This window comes from Nodularia sp. LEGE 04288 (assembly GCF_963896525.1).
Classification (GTDB): domain Bacteria; phylum Cyanobacteriota; class Cyanobacteriia; order Cyanobacteriales; family Nostocaceae; genus Nodularia.
Window position 1 is genome coordinate 56,378 of the sequence record NZ_CAWQOY010000066.1, and the last position, 19,449, is coordinate 75,826.

The following is a 19,449-nucleotide window of genomic DNA, read 5'->3' on the forward strand; positions in this document are numbered from 1 at the left end:
AAATTAATATTTGATTTTAAAAAATAGACAATTACGCTGATCATCTGTAGGAAGATAACTGAATTCTTCTGCTATTGAAGAAATGATTTTGAGACCGCGACCTCTGTCTTGAAAATTATCTGTGAGTTCAGGTGTAATTTGTAATTGCTGTTCCAAGTCAAATGCTTCACCAACAGACCAGATGCGAATCTCTATATGCTCACTTAACCGCACAACTTCCAACTCAATGGGAATTTCTACAGGTAAATTTTTGTGTGCGTGTTCTACAATATTAGTAAAACCTTCAATCAGTAAAGTTTGACATTTCCACCAGACATTTTGATCAGGAAGAGGAGGTTGATTAATTTGCTCAAACCATGATAAAACTTTCTCTGTATCATTAAGGTCTGTCTTCACTTTTAGATGAATTTTTTTATTCATTCTTTACCTGTCAAATATTTGAATTTGTGGAGGGAAAATAATAGCAAATTTTACTTGATAAATTAGTTATAACAATGTTTTATGAAAATAAAATGAATTTGAACAAAAAAATCGCCAAATAACAGGGAAATATTTATTTTATGCGCGTTGGTCAAAATTTAGTATTAGTTGAAAATTATGTTTAAGATCCTGATTATTGATGATGATCCGATAGTGCGCGCAGCACTGAAAAGAACATTGCAAAATCAGGGGTACGATACCACTGTAGCCAGCAATGGAGAAGAAGGAATTACACAGGCGAAGATATTACATCCAGCTTTGATTATCTGTGATTGGGTAATGTCAGAAATAGATGGCTTAGAGGTGTGTCGTCAAGTGAAGGAAGATCCCAATTTGGCGACAACTTTTTTTATTTTGCTGACTGCTAAGGGAGCAGCACCAGGGGAAGAGGGGGAGCGAGTTAAAGGATTAGATGCTGGCGCGGATGAGTTTGTTTCTAAACCGATTGAAATGAATGAATTGAAGGCGCGGGTTAGAGCCGGGTTAAGATTACATCAACTCAATCAGGATTTGAAAAATAAACAGCTAGCTTTAGAGAAGCTAAACCAAAATTTAGAAGCAGAATTGGCTGAAGCTGCGGAGTATGTGCGATCGCTTTTACCATCCCCGCTTCTTGGTGCTGTAACTACGGAAGCTTTGTTTGTTCCTTCAGCACAGTTAGGCGGAGATTGCTTTGACTATTACTGGATTGATGATGATAATTTGGCTATTTATCTCTTAGATGTTTCTGGACATGGGGTGGGTTCAGCCCTACTGTCTGTGTCTGTGTTGAATGTCTTGCGATCGCAGTCTCTACCCAATACTAATTTTTCTCATCCCGGCGAAGTTTTAAAAGCGCTTAATTATAGTTTTCCAATGAGTAGTCATGGTAACAAGTATTTCACAATTTTGTATGGAGTATACAATCGTCTAGAACAGCGATTAATTTATGCTAATGCTGGACATCCACCAGCGATGCTCCTGGGTAAAGATGCTACAGATATCAAACAGCTAAATTCTTTAGATTTGCCAATTGGTTTTCTCCCTGATATTAATTTTCAAGTAGATACTTTAGAAATTGCGGCAAACAGTACTTTATACCTCTTTAGTGATGGTGCTTATGAAGTTCTAAAACCAGATGGTAAAATTTGGGGTCTTCATGCTTTTCTGGACGTATTAATCCACTGTAGTCAGGCAAATAGTTGTAATCTTCAGGAAGTATTGGCGCAGATTAAATGTCTCAGCGCTTGTACTGATTTTGATGATGATTTATCTCTACTGAAAGTTACCTTTAGTTAGAGAGTCATTTTTTTTCGTTCGCGTAGCACAGAGAAGACAGAGGATTTGGGGAATTTAGATCAGCAGTTTTCATGGAGACGAGCTACAGATTTATCCATATTCATCTGTGTTTATCTGTGGTTCATTACTATTTGATGTTTTATTCTTCTCTGCGCCTCTGCTGGAGATAAATAAATTATTGTGTTGCTAAGACTTGATTATTAAATTCATCTCTAGTAGGGAAAATTTGTAAAATTCTATCCATTTTTGTCAATTCAAAAATCATCCTCACTTGAGCATTAACAGAGCAGACAAAGAGTTTGCCATTAACTTGTTTTACAGCTTGCATAGACGCAACTAAAGCACCTAACCCCGAACTATCAATAAAATTGACATCTTTCAAATCAATTAACACAATATCAGCGCCAGTGGAGGTAAGATTAGTAATTTCCCGGCGGAGTTCATTACCTTTAACTGCATTTAAAATGCCTGAAGGTTCAAGTATCTTGACTGTGGGATTCATAGAGTTTACCTTTAAATTGATTTATTAGATATGATCTAATTCTTACATTGAATTTAAGTAAAAGCAAGCTTTATGAAGCTTTTTTAATAGCTTCAAGAAACGATTTCTCAGTTTCTTAGATGCGTCATGACGCAGATTAACGCACCTTACAGAGTACATGGGAAATTTTTGATTACGAATTAGACTTTGGTTGCCAAATAGCGGCATTAATGATTGCCCAAATTAATGACAGGTTGTAAATAGCCCAAGCACCATTGAGTAAATAAATCCCAGGAGTATCTAAAGTCCCGGTCGCAAACCGAAACAGGCTCCAGATCATGCCTAAAATAGTTAGGCTAAAGACAACTAACTGCGGCCAAATCAGCCGGAGATATATTCCTGATTGGCGCTGCTTGGGTGTAACTTGGAATTTGATTGGCTGTCCAGAAAAGACACTCCACACTGCTTGCATTAATAAAGGAAATAAGGCGATCGCATATTGTTCGGAACGCCATATTTCTCTAGCGGGAATCCCCCAAGTCGCAGCCAGAAAGGTAAGGCGATTAATCACAAAAGCTGGGAAGAAGTGTAAAGCAAAATCAGGTCCGTATGTTTTCACTGGGATAATTCCTGTGAAAAAATAGATGATCGGACACAAGATAAATATCACAGTCGCAAAACCTGAAAAATAGCTATACATGGTTTTGAAATATTGCAACTTTTGCCAAAAGCTGAGTCCGGCTTTTGTTAAGGGATTTTCTCTGACTAAAACTTGTATAGTTCCTTGCGCCCAACGTAATCGCTGTTTCAATGTAGAACTCAAATCATCAGGTGCTAATCCTTCCGCTAACAATTCATTGTGATAAACCGATTTCCAGCCAGCACCGTGTAAGCGCATAGCTGTATTCATATCTTCAGTAATACTGTTGCTGGATACACCGCCAATTAATTCAAATTCATCTAAACGCTTTTCATCTTTGGCGTATTCATCGGCAAAATATTGTAGCCCTACACTAATTAATGCTTCTCTTCTCAATACGGCATTTGTACCTGTGTAGAAAGCCGCATTCATCCCATCTTTACCCTGTTGCAAAGGGCCATAAAATAAACTGGCGCGATGACCAAAGGGATCGCCAGAGGGAATATTATAAAAATCTTGGGGTGTCTGGACAAAGGCAATTTTGTTTGATTCGTACTTTCCTGAGAAGAAATTGTAAGTTAAAAAATACGGCAAAACTCGCTTGAGAAATTGGGGTTTAGGAATATGATCTGCATCTAAAGTCAGGATAAAATCACCGACAGTTTCGCCAGAAAAAATTGCGTAATTGAGATTACCTGCTTTGGCGTGATGTGCTATTCCTGGTTGTTTGGGTCGAGCAATATAACGCAAACGTGCGAGTTCAACTAGTTCTAATTCTTTTTGGTAAATGGCTGCTTCTAATAATTCTCGTTCTGTAGTTAGGCGTTCTTGTATAGTATTCTGGGAATTACTATTAGTTTGACTAGAAATATTTAACCATAAAAGAAATTGCCGGAGATTATTTAAAAGTTTTGTCGGATGATCTGCTGTGTCAGAATAGTTTTGTAACCATTCTTCAGCCGCTTGTAAATCTGGTTGTAAATTATTTAATTGTTCAAGACGCTCTACCAGAGTCGAACGTTCTGCATCAATTCGGTTAGCTTCTTGTTGTAATAATGGCGATTGTAAATCTTCAATACATAATCTTTCTGACATCCGTCGCATTTGCTCGGAATTACCATCATCCAGGATATAAACGCGTAACTTGATGGTGGGGTAATCCATTGCTAAAGCATCTCTGGCGGTTGCTTCGACAATTTCGGGCGGTTCGTTGTAGCAGGTGACAAATACATCTACAGTAGGCCAATCAGCGGTGGGTATGCTTGGTGTTAGCTGGTCGAGGGATTTAATTTGTCTGACGAGGGGTCGCCAAAGTCCAACGACAAACATGACTCCACCACAGTAACTGTAAATTTCTGCTAATAATAAGGGAATCGAAAGCCACAATGCATCAAAGTTGATAGAGTTACCAATCCGCCAATGCAAATACCAAGCACCAAAAATTAAATTTATTTCTGCCAAATAGCGAAACAGCAGGGTTCTTTTTTTGAGGCTGGAACGGCTATTACCAGAAAAATTTATTGCATCATTAAGAATAGAGACTGAAGCCATATTGCACCTGAAAGAAAATTCAAAAATTAATGGTTGTCTGTTTCGTGCTTGGTTTGGTAAAGTAAACTTTGGAAAATAAAAGTATTAGTATTCAGATTTACTGAGGCATTAATTCGCAATTGGCGATTTTCCTATCTTCTGGAAAAGTAGCCGCGACTTTGATCAGTTAAGTTCTGAATATTGCCTCTGGAGAACAGACCAAGGGTGACTGAGTAGTTATGAGATTCAATCCAGATTCTCAAATCACCTCAAATACACTCGTTTGCCCAGTATAGTTCACTACTGAAAATTTGCAATATCTTGTGATCAATTTTTACCTGGATCAGAGGTACACTAATTAATGACGTATATTTTTCATCAGGTGCTTAGTTATAAATACGCAGGTAATTTACGGATAATCATTTATAGTGTTAGTTTGGGAATGTTATGGATGAATCAAGCAAAGGCGGAACCAGTTATTTCGGTTATTAGCCTGGAAGAAAACCACTCCCATAATCATCATCATCCTGGCACAGAATTTTTGATTGAGGATTCAAATAATGAAATAGCAGACTTGAATGAGCGAATTACTTCAGTTACCGAACTGGCAAAATCTGATCTAATTCCCCAAACCCCAGACCCGATTTTACTGACTGCTCCAGAAAATTTTAATCCTGGTCTCAAATTACCACCACCACCACCACCCAAAATAACTCCACCACCAACATCGACTGAACCTTTAACACCATTTGCTGTTTTAGAAAATATCCAAACAGATTTTCGGAATGATAGTGATAATTTTGGCCAAATCAATCAAATTATTGAACCCACAGCGCAATTTCGACTAGAAAATGGCAATTTAATCAGGTTTAAAACAGGTTTCAATAGTTTTAAAAAATCGGGTATTGAGACAATTATCAATATTCCCTTACAAGTGGGCTGGGAAGGAAAAATTGGAGAAGTGACTCTAGTCACAGCCACAGGAATAGATACTTTTAATCGTCTACCCACAGCGATGAATTTTAATGCTAAAGTCGAAGCTGCCATTTCTCCCGCTAAAGTTGCACCAAATGGTAAATTAACATCTCTTGTGGCTATTTCAGGAAACATCGAACAAGGGCTTTATAAATTCAATGCTCAAACTTTAGATAATCAAATTACAGCTTGGCGATTTGGGCCAAATTTATTTTGGCAGATTGACCAAGATACTAGCTTGTTTGCTTTATATCGTTGGGGTAGTTATAGCGATGGTAATTCTGAACAACAGTCTTTTAGCAGATTAGAACGGAAATTAGGTCAATTTTCTGTGGCTGCTAACTTGTTTTCTTGGAACTACACAAGTGATGTTGAAGGAGAGAGTGGCTATTTTTCTCCGCCAGATTTTCTGGTTTATAATGCTGAGTTGGGTTGGGAAGGAAATTTATTTGATGGCTGGCGCTGTCGCTTTGCTGTCACCGTCGGACAACAGCGACTCAATGGAAATTTTGACAACGCCAATAGCTATCAAACTCGCTGTACAGCCAAACTTGCACCCAATGCAGAAGTAGACCTGGGCTATATATTTAGTAATGTTCGCAATCAAGACACCGGCGAAAGCGCTTACAATAACAACGGCCTCTCCGGACAACTCCGAATCAAGTTTTAAGCAACCTGGGCGTTGAAAAAATATCTACAGCAGTTTGTATATCTTTATATTTGCTTGTAGATCAGGATGAAATTGTTATTATCTGTAAAACTGTATATTAAGTAACACCACAAGGACTTATACAAAAATGACCTCTGATTTTGAACCACCACCAAACAAGTTATCTATACTGGCTGCTGTCGGAGGAGTAGTCACAGCGGCGATCGCCATTTCTATGCTTAATTCCTTATCTGGGTATCTAATTCGGACTCAGAAGGCTTCTGTAAACACACCAGAAACATCTAGCACACAACCGATGGCTTCAGTGAAAAAATCAGGAGTTGATCCCAAAGAACTGGCGAGACTTGACGCGGAATCTTTAGTTTTACCAGGCGATCCCGTTAACCCCAAAGAAGTTCAAATCTCTCTTGTACCCTATGTTGCGGCGAATGTCGGAAAACTCACCCCAGCAGAAATGGCGATCGCCCGTCAAGCTTGGTCATATTTTGAGCGGAACTGGAACAATGAAACAGGTTTAGTCAATTCCGTTGATGGCTTTCCTTCTGTAACTTTATGGGATCAAGCAGCTGGAATGGCAGCTTTGGTCAGCGCCAAGGAACTGAAGATTGTCTCTGCGTCAGAATTTGATGAAAAGATGGGGACAATGTTGCAGACATTAGCAACTATGCCTTTATACAAAAAAGAACTCCCCAACAAAGTCTATAACTCCAAAACTCTCCTACCAGTTAACTACGGTCAACTAGAAAAACGCGAAGAAATTGGCTGGTCAGCCATCGATTTAGGACGAATGGCACTTTGGTTAAAAATAGTCGGGACAAAATACCCCCAGTGGCGATCGCCAACCGAAAAAGTTTGGGAATCTTGGCAAGTTAAACGCCTCACCAGTAAAGGTGAAATGTATGGTACCAGCGTCGTCGAAGGGAAAGAACAATATAACCAAGAAGGACGCTTAGGCTACGGAAACTATGCCGCCTACGGTCTTAAACTCTGGGGCTTAAATGTCAAAGCCGCCCTAGAATATCAAGCCAATACAGGCTATGCCAATCTTTACGGCCAAGGCATACCCTACGATAAACGAGATCATGACACATCAGGCGCTAATAACTACGTCCTCAGCGAACCATTTATCTTAGACGGCATTGAAACCGGATTTCAATCTTTACCGAAAGTTTTCGCCGATCGCATATTAGCAGCCCAAGAAGCCCGTTATCGAAGCACCGGACAATTAACAGCCGTCACAGAAGACAACCTAGACCGTCCCCCCTACTTCGTTTACAACACCTTATTTGTGAATGGAAAACCTTGGGTAGCGATTACAGACACCCGCGAACAACATCAGAACTTACGATTTGTCAGTAGCAAAGCCGCCATTGGCTGGAACGTACTATATAACACCGACTACACCCGTAAACTCTCGGATTTTGTCCAAACAAATCTGCAATCCGAAAACGGCTGGTACAACGGCTACTACGAATCTCTGGGCGAACCCAACACCAGCCTCACCGCCAACAACAACGGCGTAATTCTCTCCAGCCTACTATATAAACAAGTCGGAAAACCCCTCACAGTCTGGGCTGGCTTATAAATTCTCAGGCATTCTTCTCTGCGACTCTGCGACTCTGCGTGAGATCATCAAACCATGCTCAAACATCTTCCCCAAAAAATCTTCCCACTAATTGCATTATTCCTCTGTGGAACCTTGCTGCAATTTTTACTTTACATCCCCAACACCAGCATAGCTCAAACCCCCAACACCAACAGCTGTAGCACCATCACCGATCCCCTCACCCCAGAGGAACAGACCTACGCCAGCGCCGCCTGGCAATATTTTGTCAACAACTACCAACCAAAAACCGGATTTACCAATTCCACCGGCGGCTATCCCTCCGGAACACTCTGGGACATGGGTAATTACCTCATGGCCTTAAACGCCGCACGCTGGTTAAATTTAATTGATCAGTCTGACTTCGACTCGCGCCTGAATCCATTTCTCACCTCCCTGATTAACCTGAAGCTATTTGAGGACGCTTTACCGAATAAAGTTTACAACACCGCCACCGGCGAAATGGTTGATTACGGCAATAACCCCGTAGCAAAAGGAATTGGCTGGTCTGCTTTAGATATTGGGCGGTTACTAGCGGCCTTTCACGTCATCCGTACCTGTCACCCGCAGTATAATGATTGGCTTCAGGGGATTGTGACTAAATGGCAAATTGGGCGATCGCTTAAAGATGATCAAATTTTTGGCGCTACAGTTCTCCCCGATCAGAAAACTTTGTTAGTCCAAGAAGGACGACTAGGTTATGAAGAATATGCTGCCAGGGGATATGAACTTTGGGGATTTAAAGCACCGAAAGCAGTAGCTTTAGAACCATTTAAATTTGTGGATATTAATGGTGTACAAATTCCCGTGGATACGCGTGATTTTCAAACTACTAATGCGAACAATTATGTAGTGAGTGAATCTTATATTTTAGATGGAATTGAATTTGGTTTAGTCGGATATTTAGAAGATTTTGCCACCAGAGTTTTAGAAACACAAAAACGGCGTTTTGACGCTACTGGACAGTTGACTGCTGTTTCGGAAGACAACATTGATCAACCTCCTTATTTTCTCTACAATACTGTTTATTCTAATGGTGTTGCCTGGGCAACTATTACCGAAGAAAATAAGCTGTTTCCCCAGTTTAGAACCTTTAGCTCTAAAGCAGCATTTGGCTGGCGTTATCTGTTTCCGAATAATGCTTATGCTCAAAAACTTTTTGAAGCCGCTAAGGATTTACGCAGTCCTGATGGTGGTGGTTTCTATGCGGGAATTTATGAGGAAACCCAACAGCCAAATAAAGCCCTCACAGGTAATACTAATGGGCTAATGATGGAGATTTTATACTACAAAGCTAGGGGAAATCTGCCTTTAATTGGGGGCAGTAATGTCTCTTTTGCGAATTTTCAACCATCATCAACTCCATCAGTTACAACTCCAGCAACTCCCCCAACTCCAGCAGTTAAGACTCCAGAAACTCCCCCGACACCAGCGGTTACACCTCCTCCAACAACCTCTTCGGTGACACCAGATGCAAGTCCTGTCGCAGTCACAGTTGCACCCATCCCGCCTGTAGGACAACCCCAGCCATCATCTTGTCCAGCCATCACTCAACCCCTCACAGGTGTGCAACGGCGTTATGCGGAAGCTGCTTGGGCATATTTCACAGCCAATTATCAATCTACAACTGGATTGGTCAGCGATCGCCAAGATATTAAAGGTGCAACTATGTGGGGATTGGGCAATTATCTCACCGCCCTACACGCCGCCCGGAAACTTGATGTAATTTCTGCCAAGGAATTTGACCAGCGCACCCGGCAATTGTTGGCAGCTTTAACTCAAATGCCTTTATTTATGGGAGAATTACCTCATCGGGGTTACGATACCCGCACCCTACAAGCCATAGATTACGGTGGCAATCCCACACCAGAAGGTAGTGGCTGGTCGGCTTTAGATGTCGGCAGAATCTTAGCAGCATTGCATAACTTAAAAACCTGTCATCCAGAGTACACCAGAGCTGTTGATCAAATTGCCCTGGATTGGTCTTATTTGCGGGTGGTGAATAACGGTAAACTGGCCAGTGCAACTGTAGTCAAAGACCAAAAAGGGCGATCGCTTCCCCGTGTGCAACCTGAAACCAGCTTGGGCTATGAAGAATATGCTGCAAGGGGTTTTCAATTGTGGGGGTTTGATGTGGATGGTTCGGCTGTGGGGGGTGAATATAAAACTGCTCAAGTTGAAGGTGTCCCAGTACCAATTCAACGTGTGAGAACAGATAGCAATTCCCAGGTAAATCAATATACAGTCAGCAATCCCTTCTTATTGTATGGCTTAGAATTTGGTCTAGATCCGCAAATGCGATCGCTATTTACCAACATCTTCCAAGCCCAAAGCGAACGCTATCGTCGGACTAAAACCCTGACAGCGGCCGGTACGACTTTAATCGAACAGCAACCATACATCGTTCACAGTACAATTACTGGTCAAAACCAACCTTGGTTAACTTTAGGTGATGATGGACAACCTTTAGCAGACAAGCGATTTGTGAGTACAGCCGTAGCATTCGCCTATTATGCCATGCTGCCAGAAGATAATTATGCCCAAGAATTATTCAAAGCCACTACCGACTTATATCGTCCTCTGCTGGGGTTTTATGAGGGCTTTGATGAGAAAACTGGTAAAACTGCCCTGGGGTTTAGCAGTAGCACCAATAGTCTGGTTTTGTCATCCCTGCTATATATGGCTACCAAGCAACAGCCTTTAATTCGCCCCACAACTACCATGAAATCTCCTTGGTGGCAAGCTGTCAATGCTGGCAATTCTGGCCGTGGTTTACCCCAGAGTCCAACCCAGAAATCCCGATTTATTGCTGATGCTGGGAAAAATTACTGGGTTTCAGGCAATTAGTTAGAGAATAATTAGGCACTAATCCGACTGAGGAAAACCCGCAAGCGATCGCACTGGGGATGGCTGAGAACTTGATTAGCTGCACCTTGTTCAGCCACCACACCTTGATCTAAAAAAATTACCCGATTTCCGACTTCCCGCGCAAATTGGATTTCATGAGTCACCACGACCATTGTCATTCCCTCTACTGCTAATTGCTGCATAACTTGCAAAACCTCACCGACGAGTTCCGGATCGAGAGCGCTGGTTGGTTCGTCAAATAACATAATCTGGGGATTCATACATAGACTACGGGCGATCGCGACTCGCTGCTTCTGTCCGCCGGAAAGTTGTTCAGGATAAGCAGCTGCTTTGTCAAATAAACCAACTTTATCGAGATAAACCCCAGCTAATTCATTGCATTCTTTCCGTTTTTTTCCCAGTACCTGACGCGGTGCGATCGTCAGATTTTCCAGCACACTCAGATGGGGAAACAAATTGAACTGCTGAAAAACCATGCCTACTTGTGACCGGAGTTGTCGCAATTGTTGAAGGTTGAAATTAGGAGCCGATAAATCGATGCCGTTAACAATTAAACTGCCGCTATTAATCGTTTCTAGGCGATTGAAACAACGTAACAGGGTACTTTTACCACAACCAGAAGGGCCAATAATTGCCACGACTTCTCCGCGGTTAATGTTGCCGGTGATGCCTTTTAAGACTTTCAAAGCGCCGAAACTTTTGGCGATATTTGCAAAACTAATTGCTGCTGGAAATTGTTCGTTTCCCATGTCAGAGAATTTTGGATTTGAGATTAATGTATTATATTTAACTTAGTTAAAATTCAACAATCAAATTTACTGGGGAAATTTAAAGATCATGTTCGAGCCAAAAATAACGCGATCGCTTTTCCTCAAACAATTCCTAGTGGGGTTGAGTGCCACATTGGTTTTATCTGCTTGTACCGCACCTGAGAGCAATACACCTGCAACCGAAACCACCACCACAGTAAAAACCTTAAAAGTAGCTACAGAACCTTCCTTTCCGCCCTTTGAATCCAAGGGAACTGGGGGAGAGTTAGTGGGTTTTGATATCGACTTGATCAAAGCAGTGGGACAATCAGGCGGATTCACCATTGAGTTTGAAAGTTTACCCTTCGATGGGATGATTCCGGGACTCCAGGCTAATACCATTGATGCTGCTATCAGTGCCATTTCCATCACACCAGAACGTGGACAGACAATCGCTTTTTCCCAACCTTATTTTAAAGCCGGATTAGCGATCGCCGTCCGCCAAGATAATACCACCATCACATCCTTAGAAACTCTGCAAAACCAGAAAATCGCGGCTCAAATTGGCACAACTGGTGCTAAAACAGCCAAAAGCGTCAAAGGCGCGCAAGTCAGGGAATTTGACTCCGCCCCTTTAGCCTTGCAAGAACTGGTAAATGGTAATGTAGATGCCGTAGTCAACGATGCTCCTGTAACTCTAGATGCCATTAACACTGGTAAAGTCAAAGGTGTGAAAGTCGTAGGTCAATTGATCACCGAAGAATTCTATGGCATTGCTCTACCGAAAAACTCACCCCACCTCCAAGCCATTAACAATGCTTTGACCGAGATTATAGACAACGGAACTTACGCTCAAATCTATAAAAAATGGTTCGATGCAGAACCCCCGCAACTACCAAAAACCATCCCTGCACAATAAAAATGCTGCGTGCGGGGCGACGAAACAACTGCACTTTCCATATTAGGACTTACGCAAGAACTCTGTGAAACTTTCTTAACTTTGTGTCCTTTGTGTCCTTCTCCCAAAGGGAGAGGCTAGCGCCAATGTGGTTCGTTTCTTCATAATTTTGCTATCCCTCATCCCTATATGTCCCAGACTCTAGATATCATCTTCAAAGCCCTACCGGATTTAATCCAGGGGGCTGCGGTAACACTACAAATTACGGCCTTCTCAGTATTATTAGGCATGATAGGTGGCTCCTTAATTGGCATCGCCCGCCTGTCGCCAATTATGCCCCTAAGCTGGGCAGCACGCGCCTACATCGATTTCTTTCGTGGTACGCCCCTCTTAGTGCAGATTTTTATGCTCTACTTCGGCTTACCCGCTGTTGCTCAAAGCTTTGGGATACCTTTGCGCTTTGACCGTTTAATCGCTGCGGTAATCGCTCTCAGCCTCAACGCAGCCGCTTACATTGGCGAAATTGTCCGTGGTGGCATTCAATCCATTGAGCCTGGGCAAACAGAAGCCGCCGAATCTCTAGGCATGAGTGGAGCGCAAACCATGTACTACATTATCTTTCCCCAAGCCCTGCGTCGGATGATTCCGCCTTTGGGGAATGAATTTATTACCCTGCTCAAAGATACCAGTCTTGTGGCAGTCATCGGCTTTGAGGAACTGTTCCGGCGTGGTCAATTAATTGTCGCTGAAACCTATCGGGCTTTTGAAATTTATACCGCAGTTGCTCTTGTTTATCTAGTTCTCACCTTGCTGTCATCCCAATTTTTCTCCTTTTTAGAAGTCTGGATGAACCCTGTGAAGCGTCGCCAAAAACACAATCAATAAAAAAATACCCACCTTCAAAGTTTTGTTGGGTGGGGAGTGAAAACAGTGATCAATCTGTTCGCTCAACCAAATCTGCCACTGACATAATCTCGCGTATCTTCTTGCTGAGGATCATTGAAAATCAGTTCTGTGGCATTGTATTCAACTAAATAACCACTGCGACCACCTTCGGAAAGCTTCACGTTGAAAAATGCTGTCTTATCAGACACTCGTGCAGCTTGTTGCATATTGTGGGTAACGATGACGATGGTATATTTCTCTTTGAGTTCGTGAATTAGTTCTTCTACCCGCAAAGTCGAAAGGGGATCTAGGGCTGAACAAGGTTCATCCATGAGAATAATTTCCGGTTGCACTGCGATCGCTCTAGCAATACACAAGCGTTGCTGTTGTCCCCCAGATAAAGATGCACCACTTTGCCGGAGTTTATCTTTAACTTCATCCCACAAAGCAGCTTGTCGCAGACTTTGTTCTACCAATTCATCTAGATTACCTTTATAGCCGTTGATTTTGGCTCCAAAAGTAATATTGTCATAAATTGATTTCGGAAACGGGTTTGGTCTTTGAAATACCATCCCAATTCTGCGGCGCACCTCTACAGGATCAATATTTGGTGCATACAAATTGTTATTGTAAAAATAAACCTTACCTTCGGCTCGAAACGAATTAATCAGGTCATTCAGACGGTTGTAGCATCGCAGCAATGTACTTTTACCACAGCCAGAAGGCCCAATAAAGGATGTCACCTGATTTTTGGGGATGTCCAACCAAATATTCTGCAAAGCTAAGAAATTGCCGTAGTAAACATTCAGATTTTCTGTCCGTAAAGCGGTTTCAGTATCATTCAATGTACTAGTCTTAGTAGCCATAGTTAGTATAGTGTAGTGTTAAATTTGGCGATAGAGAACTTACTTTGGATACAGTTTCACTCAGCTCTTTGGCAAGTTGCCCAGTGAGCCAGGATAGTGGTAATCAAAACCCTCGACTTGACGCAGTTTCGATTCCCATCCTCCACTCTCTCTGGACTTAGCCAAAACGACCACTCACATAATCGCGAGTGCTTTGATTCTGGGGATTGGAAAAAATCTGATCGGTGCTATCTACCTCTACCAGATAACCCACTCGCTTACCGCCTTCCATCGCTTCAGCATTAAAGAACGCCGTATAGTCCGCCACCCTAGAAGCCTGCTGCATATTATGGGTGACAATCACAATCGTATATTCCTGTTTTAAATCAACCATCAACTCCTCAATCCGCATCGTCGAGACAGGATCAAGAGCCGAGCAAGGTTCATCCATGAGAATTACATCTGGCTGCACCGCAATCGCGCGAGCAATACACAGACGCTGTTGTTGTCCCCCGGAAAGGGAAGTCCCCAACTTCTGGAGATTGTCTTTCACCTCATCCCAGAGGGCGGCACGGCGGAGGGATTTTTCCACAATCTCATCCATGTTGTTCTTAATGCCATTCACCCGTAAGCCATAGGCTACATTGTCATAAATCGTCTTGGGGAAAGGGTTCGGCTGCTGAAACACCATCCCCACCCGACGACGTACTACCACCGGGTCAACTCCAGCCGCATAAAAGTTTTGGCCTCGGTAAGTTAGTTGTCCTTTGATCTGAGCGCCCGAAATCAAGTCATTAGTCCGATTGAAGCAACGTAAAAGAGTACTTTTACCACAACCCGAAGGACCAATGAAAGCGGTAATTTTGTCCTTCTGGATATCCATTGTCACATCCCGAAGGGCGATCGCACCGCCATAGTAAACCGATAGATTGTTGACTTGAAAAATGTGCTGGGTATCCACGGCTGCACTACTCATTTTTTGTTCCATCATCATATCTCCAATTTAAATAGAACCTGGATGAGTTGATCGCACCAAAATTGATGCAAATTCCCTGTTCCTAAAACGTCTTTCGCCGACTGAAATACCGAGCCGCAATACTAAACAACAGCACAATTGCCAATAATACCAAGGCAGCAGCCCAAGCTAAACTCTGAGAAGCCTTATAGGGAAGAATTGAGAAAAAGTAAATCAACACTGGTAGAGTTGCCACAGGTTCCCAAATATTTGTCGCCCAGAAATTATTGTTAAAGGAGGTGAACAGCAAGGGAGCCGCTTCTCCAGATGCGCGGGCAACGGATAGAACCACACCTGTCACAATTGAAGTCACAGCCGCTGGTAACACAATCTGGACCACGGTTTCAAATCTAGTCGCACCCAGACCCGTTGCTGCCAACCGCAACTCATTAGGTACTAGCAACAAAGCCTCTTCCGTAGACCGAATAATAATAGGTAGCATTAACACAGCCAAGGCTACCCCACCAGAAAAAGCCGAAAACGACCCTAAAGGCGTAACTACAATGGAATAGGCAAATAAGCCACACAGAATAGCCGGAACCCCAGTCAGGACATTGCAGGAAAATTTCACAAAGTAAGCCAACTTAGTTCCCCGACCAAACTCAGCCAAGTAAATGGCAGCAATTATACCAAAGGGAACTGAGATCAGTGTACCAACGCCGAGAGTCATTAAAGTCCCAACAATAGCATGACCAAAGCCCCCATCAGATAAACCAGGTGGTGGGGGAAGCTTCGTAAAAATATCGGGAAATACCAGGGAACTAACACCCTTTTGAAACACGCTCACCAGAACCCAAATCAGAGGGATAACTACTGTCGCGGCAAAGACCATAGTTAAAATCGTCAACACCTGCCCAGTAATGCGGCGATGGGGAGCCATCGTCTGACTACTGATATCGAAATTATTGCCTTTAGACGCAAAGTCAGGCTGACTAGCTCGATTATCCATAATTGATCTTTCGTAAACTTAATTTTGCATCCACTCTTCAATAAAAGCTGAGAAAAAAGCCGGAAACTTTACTCAATATTCTGGAATCGACGAATAATCATTTCAGCTAAAATATTCACCACCAGCGATAAGACCATTAGCACTACGCCAGCGTACATCAGCGCCGCCACTTGGGTGCGTCCGGCTTCTCCAAATTGGGAGGCAATTAAACCTGTAATCGTCGATCCGGGACGAAGCCATGAAATGTTAATCCGGTTGGCGTTACCAATTAGCATGGCGGCGACCATAGTTTCCCCCATCGCTCGACCCATAGCCAACATCACAGAACTAACAATTCCCGACAAACCAGCGGGAATTAATACTCTGAGTATTGTTTCCCAACGAGTTGCGCCTAAAGCTAAAGAACCATTGCGGAGATATGGCGGTAGGACTTCAAAAGTGCTACGGGTAATAGAGATAATAATAGGCACAATCATAATTGCCAATACCAAGCCCACAATTAAGATGCTATTGCCTGGAGCAGCATTGCCACTAAAAATAGGAATCCAGCCCAAGTAAGTATTGAGAAAGCTGAAAACAGGTTTAATAGCTGGAATCAGGACGAAGATACCCCAAATCCCTAAAACAACACTGGGAATAGCAACGATTAGCTCAATGGCAAAGGCAATGGGAGTTGTCACCCAAGTGGGAGCAAATCCTTCGGTTAAAAATATGGCTACTCCGATGCCCAGAGGAATTGCAATTAACAGGGCAATAAAGGCAGTGACTATGGTTCCATATATCTGAGGCAGTACCCCATAGACGTTGGTGACAGGGTTCCAGGTTGTACCCCATAAAAAACCAAGACCAAATTCTTGAATGGCTGGTGCAGCTGCTATAGTCGTCTGGACAATCACCCAGAGTAAAACTGCGCCAGCACTAATGGCTAGTAGCAGAGTTAGTCCCCAAAAACCGACATCGAGAACTCTAGCCGGACTAGTCTGCTTTTCAAGGCTATGATCGGTTAATCGAGTAGATGGATCAGCCGATGTCATGAGTTTTTTGCTCCATAATATTGTTACATTGCTCCCTGCCCTAACTCAGGTATCTAAATCAATTTTGGGAGTGTTTGATGATCAAGGACACTCCCAATAATCTCAGATCCTTACTTGGCGTTCACGGTATCAAACTGCTTTTTAATCCGTTCTGCTAAAGCATCAGGAATAGGAACATAAAGAAGTTCTTCGGCGATTTTCTTGCCTTCTGGGCCTAAAGACCATTCAAAGACCTTACGCATAGCTTGCCATTTGGCATCGTCTTCATAATTTCGATAAATCATCACCCAAGCTAGACCGACTATGGGGTAGGAATCCTTCCCGGATGGATCGGGGACTAGGAGGGCGAAATCTTCTGGTACTGGCTGATCTAGTAGAGCCTTGCCTGCTGCTTCTGGGGATGGGGCGATAAAGGTTCCGGCTTTGTTTTCAATTAGGGCTGAGTCAATGTCGTTAAGAGCAGCATAAGCATAGGATAAATAACCAATGGCTCCTTCATTCTGCTGAATCGTGGCGGCTACGCCCTCGTTACCTTGACCGCCAATGCCCACAGGCCAGTCTACTGAAGTTCCCGCGCCAGACTTCCATTCTGGGCAGACAGTTTGAATGTGGTTGGTGAATACAAAAGTAGTACCACTGCCATCAGACCTGTGGGCAAAGGTAACACCTAAGTCGGGAATTTTTAAACTGGGGTTGTCCTTGGCGATCGCTGGATCATTCCATCGAGTAATTTTACCCGTTACGATACCACAGTAAGTTGTGCGAGAGAGTTTGAGTTCTTGATCGTTAACTCCTGGTAAGTTGTAGGAGAAAGATAAAAATCCTCCAGTCATCGGAACTTGGATCGGATCGTAATTGTAAGCTGTTTTGAACGACTTTAGTCGATCTGCGGAGTCAGTAATGGGTGCTTCACTGGCTCCAAAGTCTACTGTGCCTTTGATGTACTGCTCCAAACCTGCCCCACTTCCTATGGACTGATAGCTCACCTGGACATTGGAGTCAACTTGCCGATTATAGGCATCAAACCACCGTTGAAAAAGAGGTGCAGGGAAGCTTGCCCCAGCCCCACTAATGGTTACCTTCTGCCCACTACCACTAACGTTCTGACCAGGTGGGCTAGCATCATTACTAGCTTCCGGGCTAGGTGTACAGGCTGTTGCTACTAACAGGATGGGTAGAGAGGCGATTCCTAAAAGGACTTTGCGATTGAGAACCATGAAAAATATATTCACTTTGCGAAACGACTACGGATTCAAATCAAAAAGACCTTGTTTTATCGGTCATGGCAACATCACTGGCACCAAAGTCTACAGTTGTAGCAGTACCACCGGAAATGTCTAAGGCTTGCTCTATGACACAAGCATCACTATCAATTTTTCGTGAATTTATTTCTGTACAGTGAATAAGAATACCCCTAGTAGATACATCTCAAGGTAAACAAAAGGTTAACAAAAGCAAAAAGATATACTTTTTTTGAGCAATTTGCTACATGGGAATTTTATTTTCGCACTAAAATTTATCCGTAATTATTCTTAATACAAATTGGTGCTATAATCACCAAAAACCAAGTTAATATACAGCAAGAAACTCCCGCCAAGTTGTCACCTGTGGCGGGAGATTGTCAAATTCTCTCCCTCATTTCAAAAGCATATTGGGGAGATTTTTGAGAGAAAATTTCCTAATTACTGACTTTAATTTTGTAATACCCCACCTGATGTTCTTTGCGCCAAGCATGGGGCGGTAAACCATGATGTTGACGAAACTGACGGGAGAAATGGGACACATCTTGATAACCCAATGCTCTCGAAATTTGCTCGACTGTTTGGTGATCATTTTGCAGTAAAAACCGCGCTCCTTGCATCCGGCGTTTCACAATCCAACTATTTATAGTTTCTCCTGTCTGCTTTCCGACTTGGTTAGTTAAGTAAGCAGGTGAATAGCCAACAGCTTCAGCGACATCACACAGTGTAATTCCTTCATGATAATGGGCTTCGATAAAGTCAAAAACTTTTTTTAATTGGGGAATACAGGGAAATATTGAATGAGGTTGATTCAAGGCGGAAGTTTTATCTGCGGATGCTGATTTTTGAGCTTCCTGAAATTTAGTAGCGCACCAGCTTTGGAGCATAGCTTGTCTTTGCAACTGGGTAGTAATTGCTCTGAGCAATTCGTCTAGTGTAGAGGGTTTAGTCACATAGTCATCTGCACCTAATTCCATACCTTTGCGAACAGATTTTCTAGTGCAGCTACCAGTGATAAAAATAAAAGGAATAATTGCGGTAACAGGATCTTGACGCAGCATAGTCAGAACACTATAACCATCTATATCAGGCATGGTAATATCACAAACCACTAAATCAGGGACATACTCTTGTGCTTGTTGGATACCAGCCAGACCATTTTCAGCACTTATAATATCAAAACCTTTAGCCTGAAGACCCTTGACATAAAGATGACGGGTAATAGCATCATCTTCAATTACCAAAATTTTTTTCACCGATTCGTACTTCATTTTCTAGCACCCTAAATTGTGGCAGGAAACGGACAAG

14 protein-coding genes and 1 pseudogene are annotated in these 19,449 nt (G+C 42.7%); 5 read left to right on the forward strand and 10 right to left on the reverse strand.

Annotation, left to right across the window (positions count from 1 at the left end; genetic code table 11):
- Positions 1-3: 3 nt before the first annotated feature.
- The gene (locus AACX33_RS05095; RefSeq protein ID WP_194001586.1) at positions 4-420 is read right to left on the reverse strand and encodes an ATP-binding protein; all 417 of its coding nucleotides are present in this window, start codon (positions 418-420) and stop codon (positions 4-6) included.
- A 177-nt stretch (positions 421-597) separates the two neighbouring features.
- Between AACX33_RS05095 and AACX33_RS05100 the strand changes: the two genes are divergently transcribed.
- Entirely contained in the window at positions 598-1,758 is a 1,161-nt protein-coding gene (locus AACX33_RS05100; RefSeq protein ID WP_194001584.1) for a PP2C family protein-serine/threonine phosphatase, read from the forward strand.
- Between the two features lie 175 nt (positions 1,759-1,933).
- Here the strand turns inward: AACX33_RS05100 and AACX33_RS05105 are convergent, their stop codons facing one another.
- Both AACX33_RS05105 and AACX33_RS05110 read right to left on the reverse strand, forming a co-directional pair.
- Positions 1,934-2,260 carry an STAS domain-containing protein gene (locus tag AACX33_RS05105; RefSeq protein ID WP_194001582.1) on the reverse strand — a complete coding sequence of 109 codons (327 nt, stop codon included), beginning with the start codon at positions 2,258-2,260 and terminating at the stop codon, positions 1,934-1,936.
- 172 nt (positions 2,261-2,432) lie between these two features.
- Positions 2,433-4,430 carry a glycosyltransferase family 2 protein gene (locus AACX33_RS05110; RefSeq protein WP_194001580.1) on the reverse strand — a complete coding sequence of 666 codons (1,998 nt, stop codon included), beginning with the start codon at positions 4,428-4,430 and terminating at the stop codon, positions 2,433-2,435.
- A 430-nt stretch (positions 4,431-4,860) separates the two neighbouring features.
- Here AACX33_RS05110 and AACX33_RS05115 point away from each other — a divergent pair, with 430 nt between their 5' ends.
- The 3 genes from AACX33_RS05115 (at position 4,861) to AACX33_RS05125 (ending at position 10,504) form a co-directional block, all read left to right on the forward strand.
- The gene (locus AACX33_RS05115) at positions 4,861-6,054 is read left to right on the forward strand and encodes a hypothetical protein (RefSeq protein WP_194001578.1); all 1,194 of its coding nucleotides are present in this window, start codon (positions 4,861-4,863) and stop codon (positions 6,052-6,054) included.
- A gap of 127 nt (positions 6,055-6,181) precedes the next feature.
- Complete coding sequence (locus tag AACX33_RS05120) at positions 6,182-7,639, forward strand: DUF3131 domain-containing protein (RefSeq protein ID WP_194001576.1); 1,458 nt, start codon at positions 6,182-6,184, stop codon at positions 7,637-7,639.
- 54 nt (positions 7,640-7,693) lie between these two features.
- Positions 7,694-10,504, forward strand: coding sequence for a DUF3131 domain-containing protein (locus tag AACX33_RS05125; RefSeq protein ID WP_194001574.1), 2,811 nt, complete (start codon positions 7,694-7,696; stop codon positions 10,502-10,504).
- An 11-nt stretch (positions 10,505-10,515) separates the two neighbouring features.
- On the opposite strand, the gene AACX33_RS05130 is transcribed toward AACX33_RS05125, so the two are convergent.
- Positions 10,516-11,274, reverse strand: a complete 759-nt coding sequence (locus AACX33_RS05130) for an amino acid ABC transporter ATP-binding protein (protein WP_194001572.1) — start codon at positions 11,272-11,274, stop codon at positions 10,516-10,518.
- 88 nt (positions 11,275-11,362) lie between these two features.
- On the opposite strand from AACX33_RS05130, the pseudogene AACX33_RS26460 reads away from it, so the two are divergent.
- Positions 11,363-13,057, forward strand: a pseudogene (locus tag AACX33_RS26460) (ABC transporter permease subunit).
- A gap of 62 nt (positions 13,058-13,119) precedes the next feature.
- Here the strand turns inward: AACX33_RS26460 and pstB (AACX33_RS05145) are convergent.
- From pstB (AACX33_RS05145) to AACX33_RS05170, 6 genes are all read right to left on the reverse strand, one after another.
- The gene (pstB, locus tag AACX33_RS05145) at positions 13,120-13,923 is read right to left on the reverse strand and encodes a phosphate ABC transporter ATP-binding protein PstB (RefSeq protein ID WP_194001566.1); all 804 of its coding nucleotides are present in this window, start codon (positions 13,921-13,923) and stop codon (positions 13,120-13,122) included.
- 157 nt (positions 13,924-14,080) lie between these two features.
- Positions 14,081-14,890, reverse strand: coding sequence for a phosphate ABC transporter ATP-binding protein PstB (gene pstB / locus AACX33_RS05150; protein ID WP_194001665.1), 810 nt, complete (start codon positions 14,888-14,890; stop codon positions 14,081-14,083).
- Between the two features lie 70 nt (positions 14,891-14,960).
- The gene (gene pstA / locus AACX33_RS05155; protein WP_194001564.1) at positions 14,961-15,866 is read right to left on the reverse strand and encodes a phosphate ABC transporter permease PstA; all 906 of its coding nucleotides are present in this window, start codon (positions 15,864-15,866) and stop codon (positions 14,961-14,963) included.
- Between the two features lie 68 nt (positions 15,867-15,934).
- Positions 15,935-16,900, reverse strand: coding sequence for a phosphate ABC transporter permease subunit PstC (gene pstC / locus AACX33_RS05160; protein ID WP_194001562.1), 966 nt, complete (start codon positions 16,898-16,900; stop codon positions 15,935-15,937).
- Positions 16,901-17,010: 110 nt separating this feature from the next.
- Positions 17,011-18,117, reverse strand: a complete 1,107-nt coding sequence (gene pstS / locus AACX33_RS05165; RefSeq protein ID WP_194001560.1) for a phosphate ABC transporter substrate-binding protein PstS — start codon at positions 18,115-18,117, stop codon at positions 17,011-17,013.
- A gap of 461 nt (positions 18,118-18,578) precedes the next feature.
- A complete protein-coding gene (locus tag AACX33_RS05170) occupies positions 18,579-19,412 on the reverse strand; it encodes a response regulator transcription factor (protein ID WP_194001558.1) in 834 nt (277 codons plus the stop codon).
- Positions 19,413-19,449: the final 37 nt, after the last annotated feature.

Coding starts and splice junctions, on each gene's coding strand:
- pstA (WP_194001564.1), bottom strand. CDS start 15,866: ATGGATAATCGAGCTAGTCAGCCTGACTTTGCGTCTAAAGGCAATAAT.
- pstB (WP_194001665.1), bottom strand. CDS start 14,890: ATGGAACAAAAAATGAGTAGTGCAGCCGTGGATACCCAGCACATTTTT.
- AACX33_RS05120 (WP_194001576.1), top strand. CDS start 6,182: ATGACCTCTGATTTTGAACCACCACCAAACAAGTTATCTATACTGGCT.
- AACX33_RS05125 (WP_194001574.1), top strand. CDS start 7,694: ATGCTCAAACATCTTCCCCAAAAAATCTTCCCACTAATTGCATTATTC.
- AACX33_RS05105 (WP_194001582.1), bottom strand. CDS start 2,260: ATGAATCCCACAGTCAAGATACTTGAACCTTCAGGCATTTTAAATGCA.
- AACX33_RS05170 (WP_194001558.1), bottom strand. CDS start 19,412: ATGAAGTACGAATCGGTGAAAAAAATTTTGGTAATTGAAGATGATGCT.
- AACX33_RS05130 (WP_194001572.1), bottom strand. CDS start 11,274: ATGGGAAACGAACAATTTCCAGCAGCAATTAGTTTTGCAAATATCGCC.
- pstC (WP_194001562.1), bottom strand. CDS start 16,900: ATGACATCGGCTGATCCATCTACTCGATTAACCGATCATAGCCTTGAA.
- AACX33_RS05115 (WP_194001578.1), top strand. CDS start 4,861: ATGAATCAAGCAAAGGCGGAACCAGTTATTTCGGTTATTAGCCTGGAA.
- AACX33_RS05110 (WP_194001580.1), bottom strand. CDS start 4,430: ATGGCTTCAGTCTCTATTCTTAATGATGCAATAAATTTTTCTGGTAAT.
- pstB (WP_194001566.1), bottom strand. CDS start 13,923: ATGGCTACTAAGACTAGTACATTGAATGATACTGAAACCGCTTTACGG.
- AACX33_RS05100 (WP_194001584.1), top strand. CDS start 598: ATGTTTAAGATCCTGATTATTGATGATGATCCGATAGTGCGCGCAGCA.
- pstS (WP_194001560.1), bottom strand. CDS start 18,117: ATGGTTCTCAATCGCAAAGTCCTTTTAGGAATCGCCTCTCTACCCATC.
- AACX33_RS05095 (WP_194001586.1), bottom strand. CDS start 420: ATGAATAAAAAAATTCATCTAAAAGTGAAGACAGACCTTAATGATACA.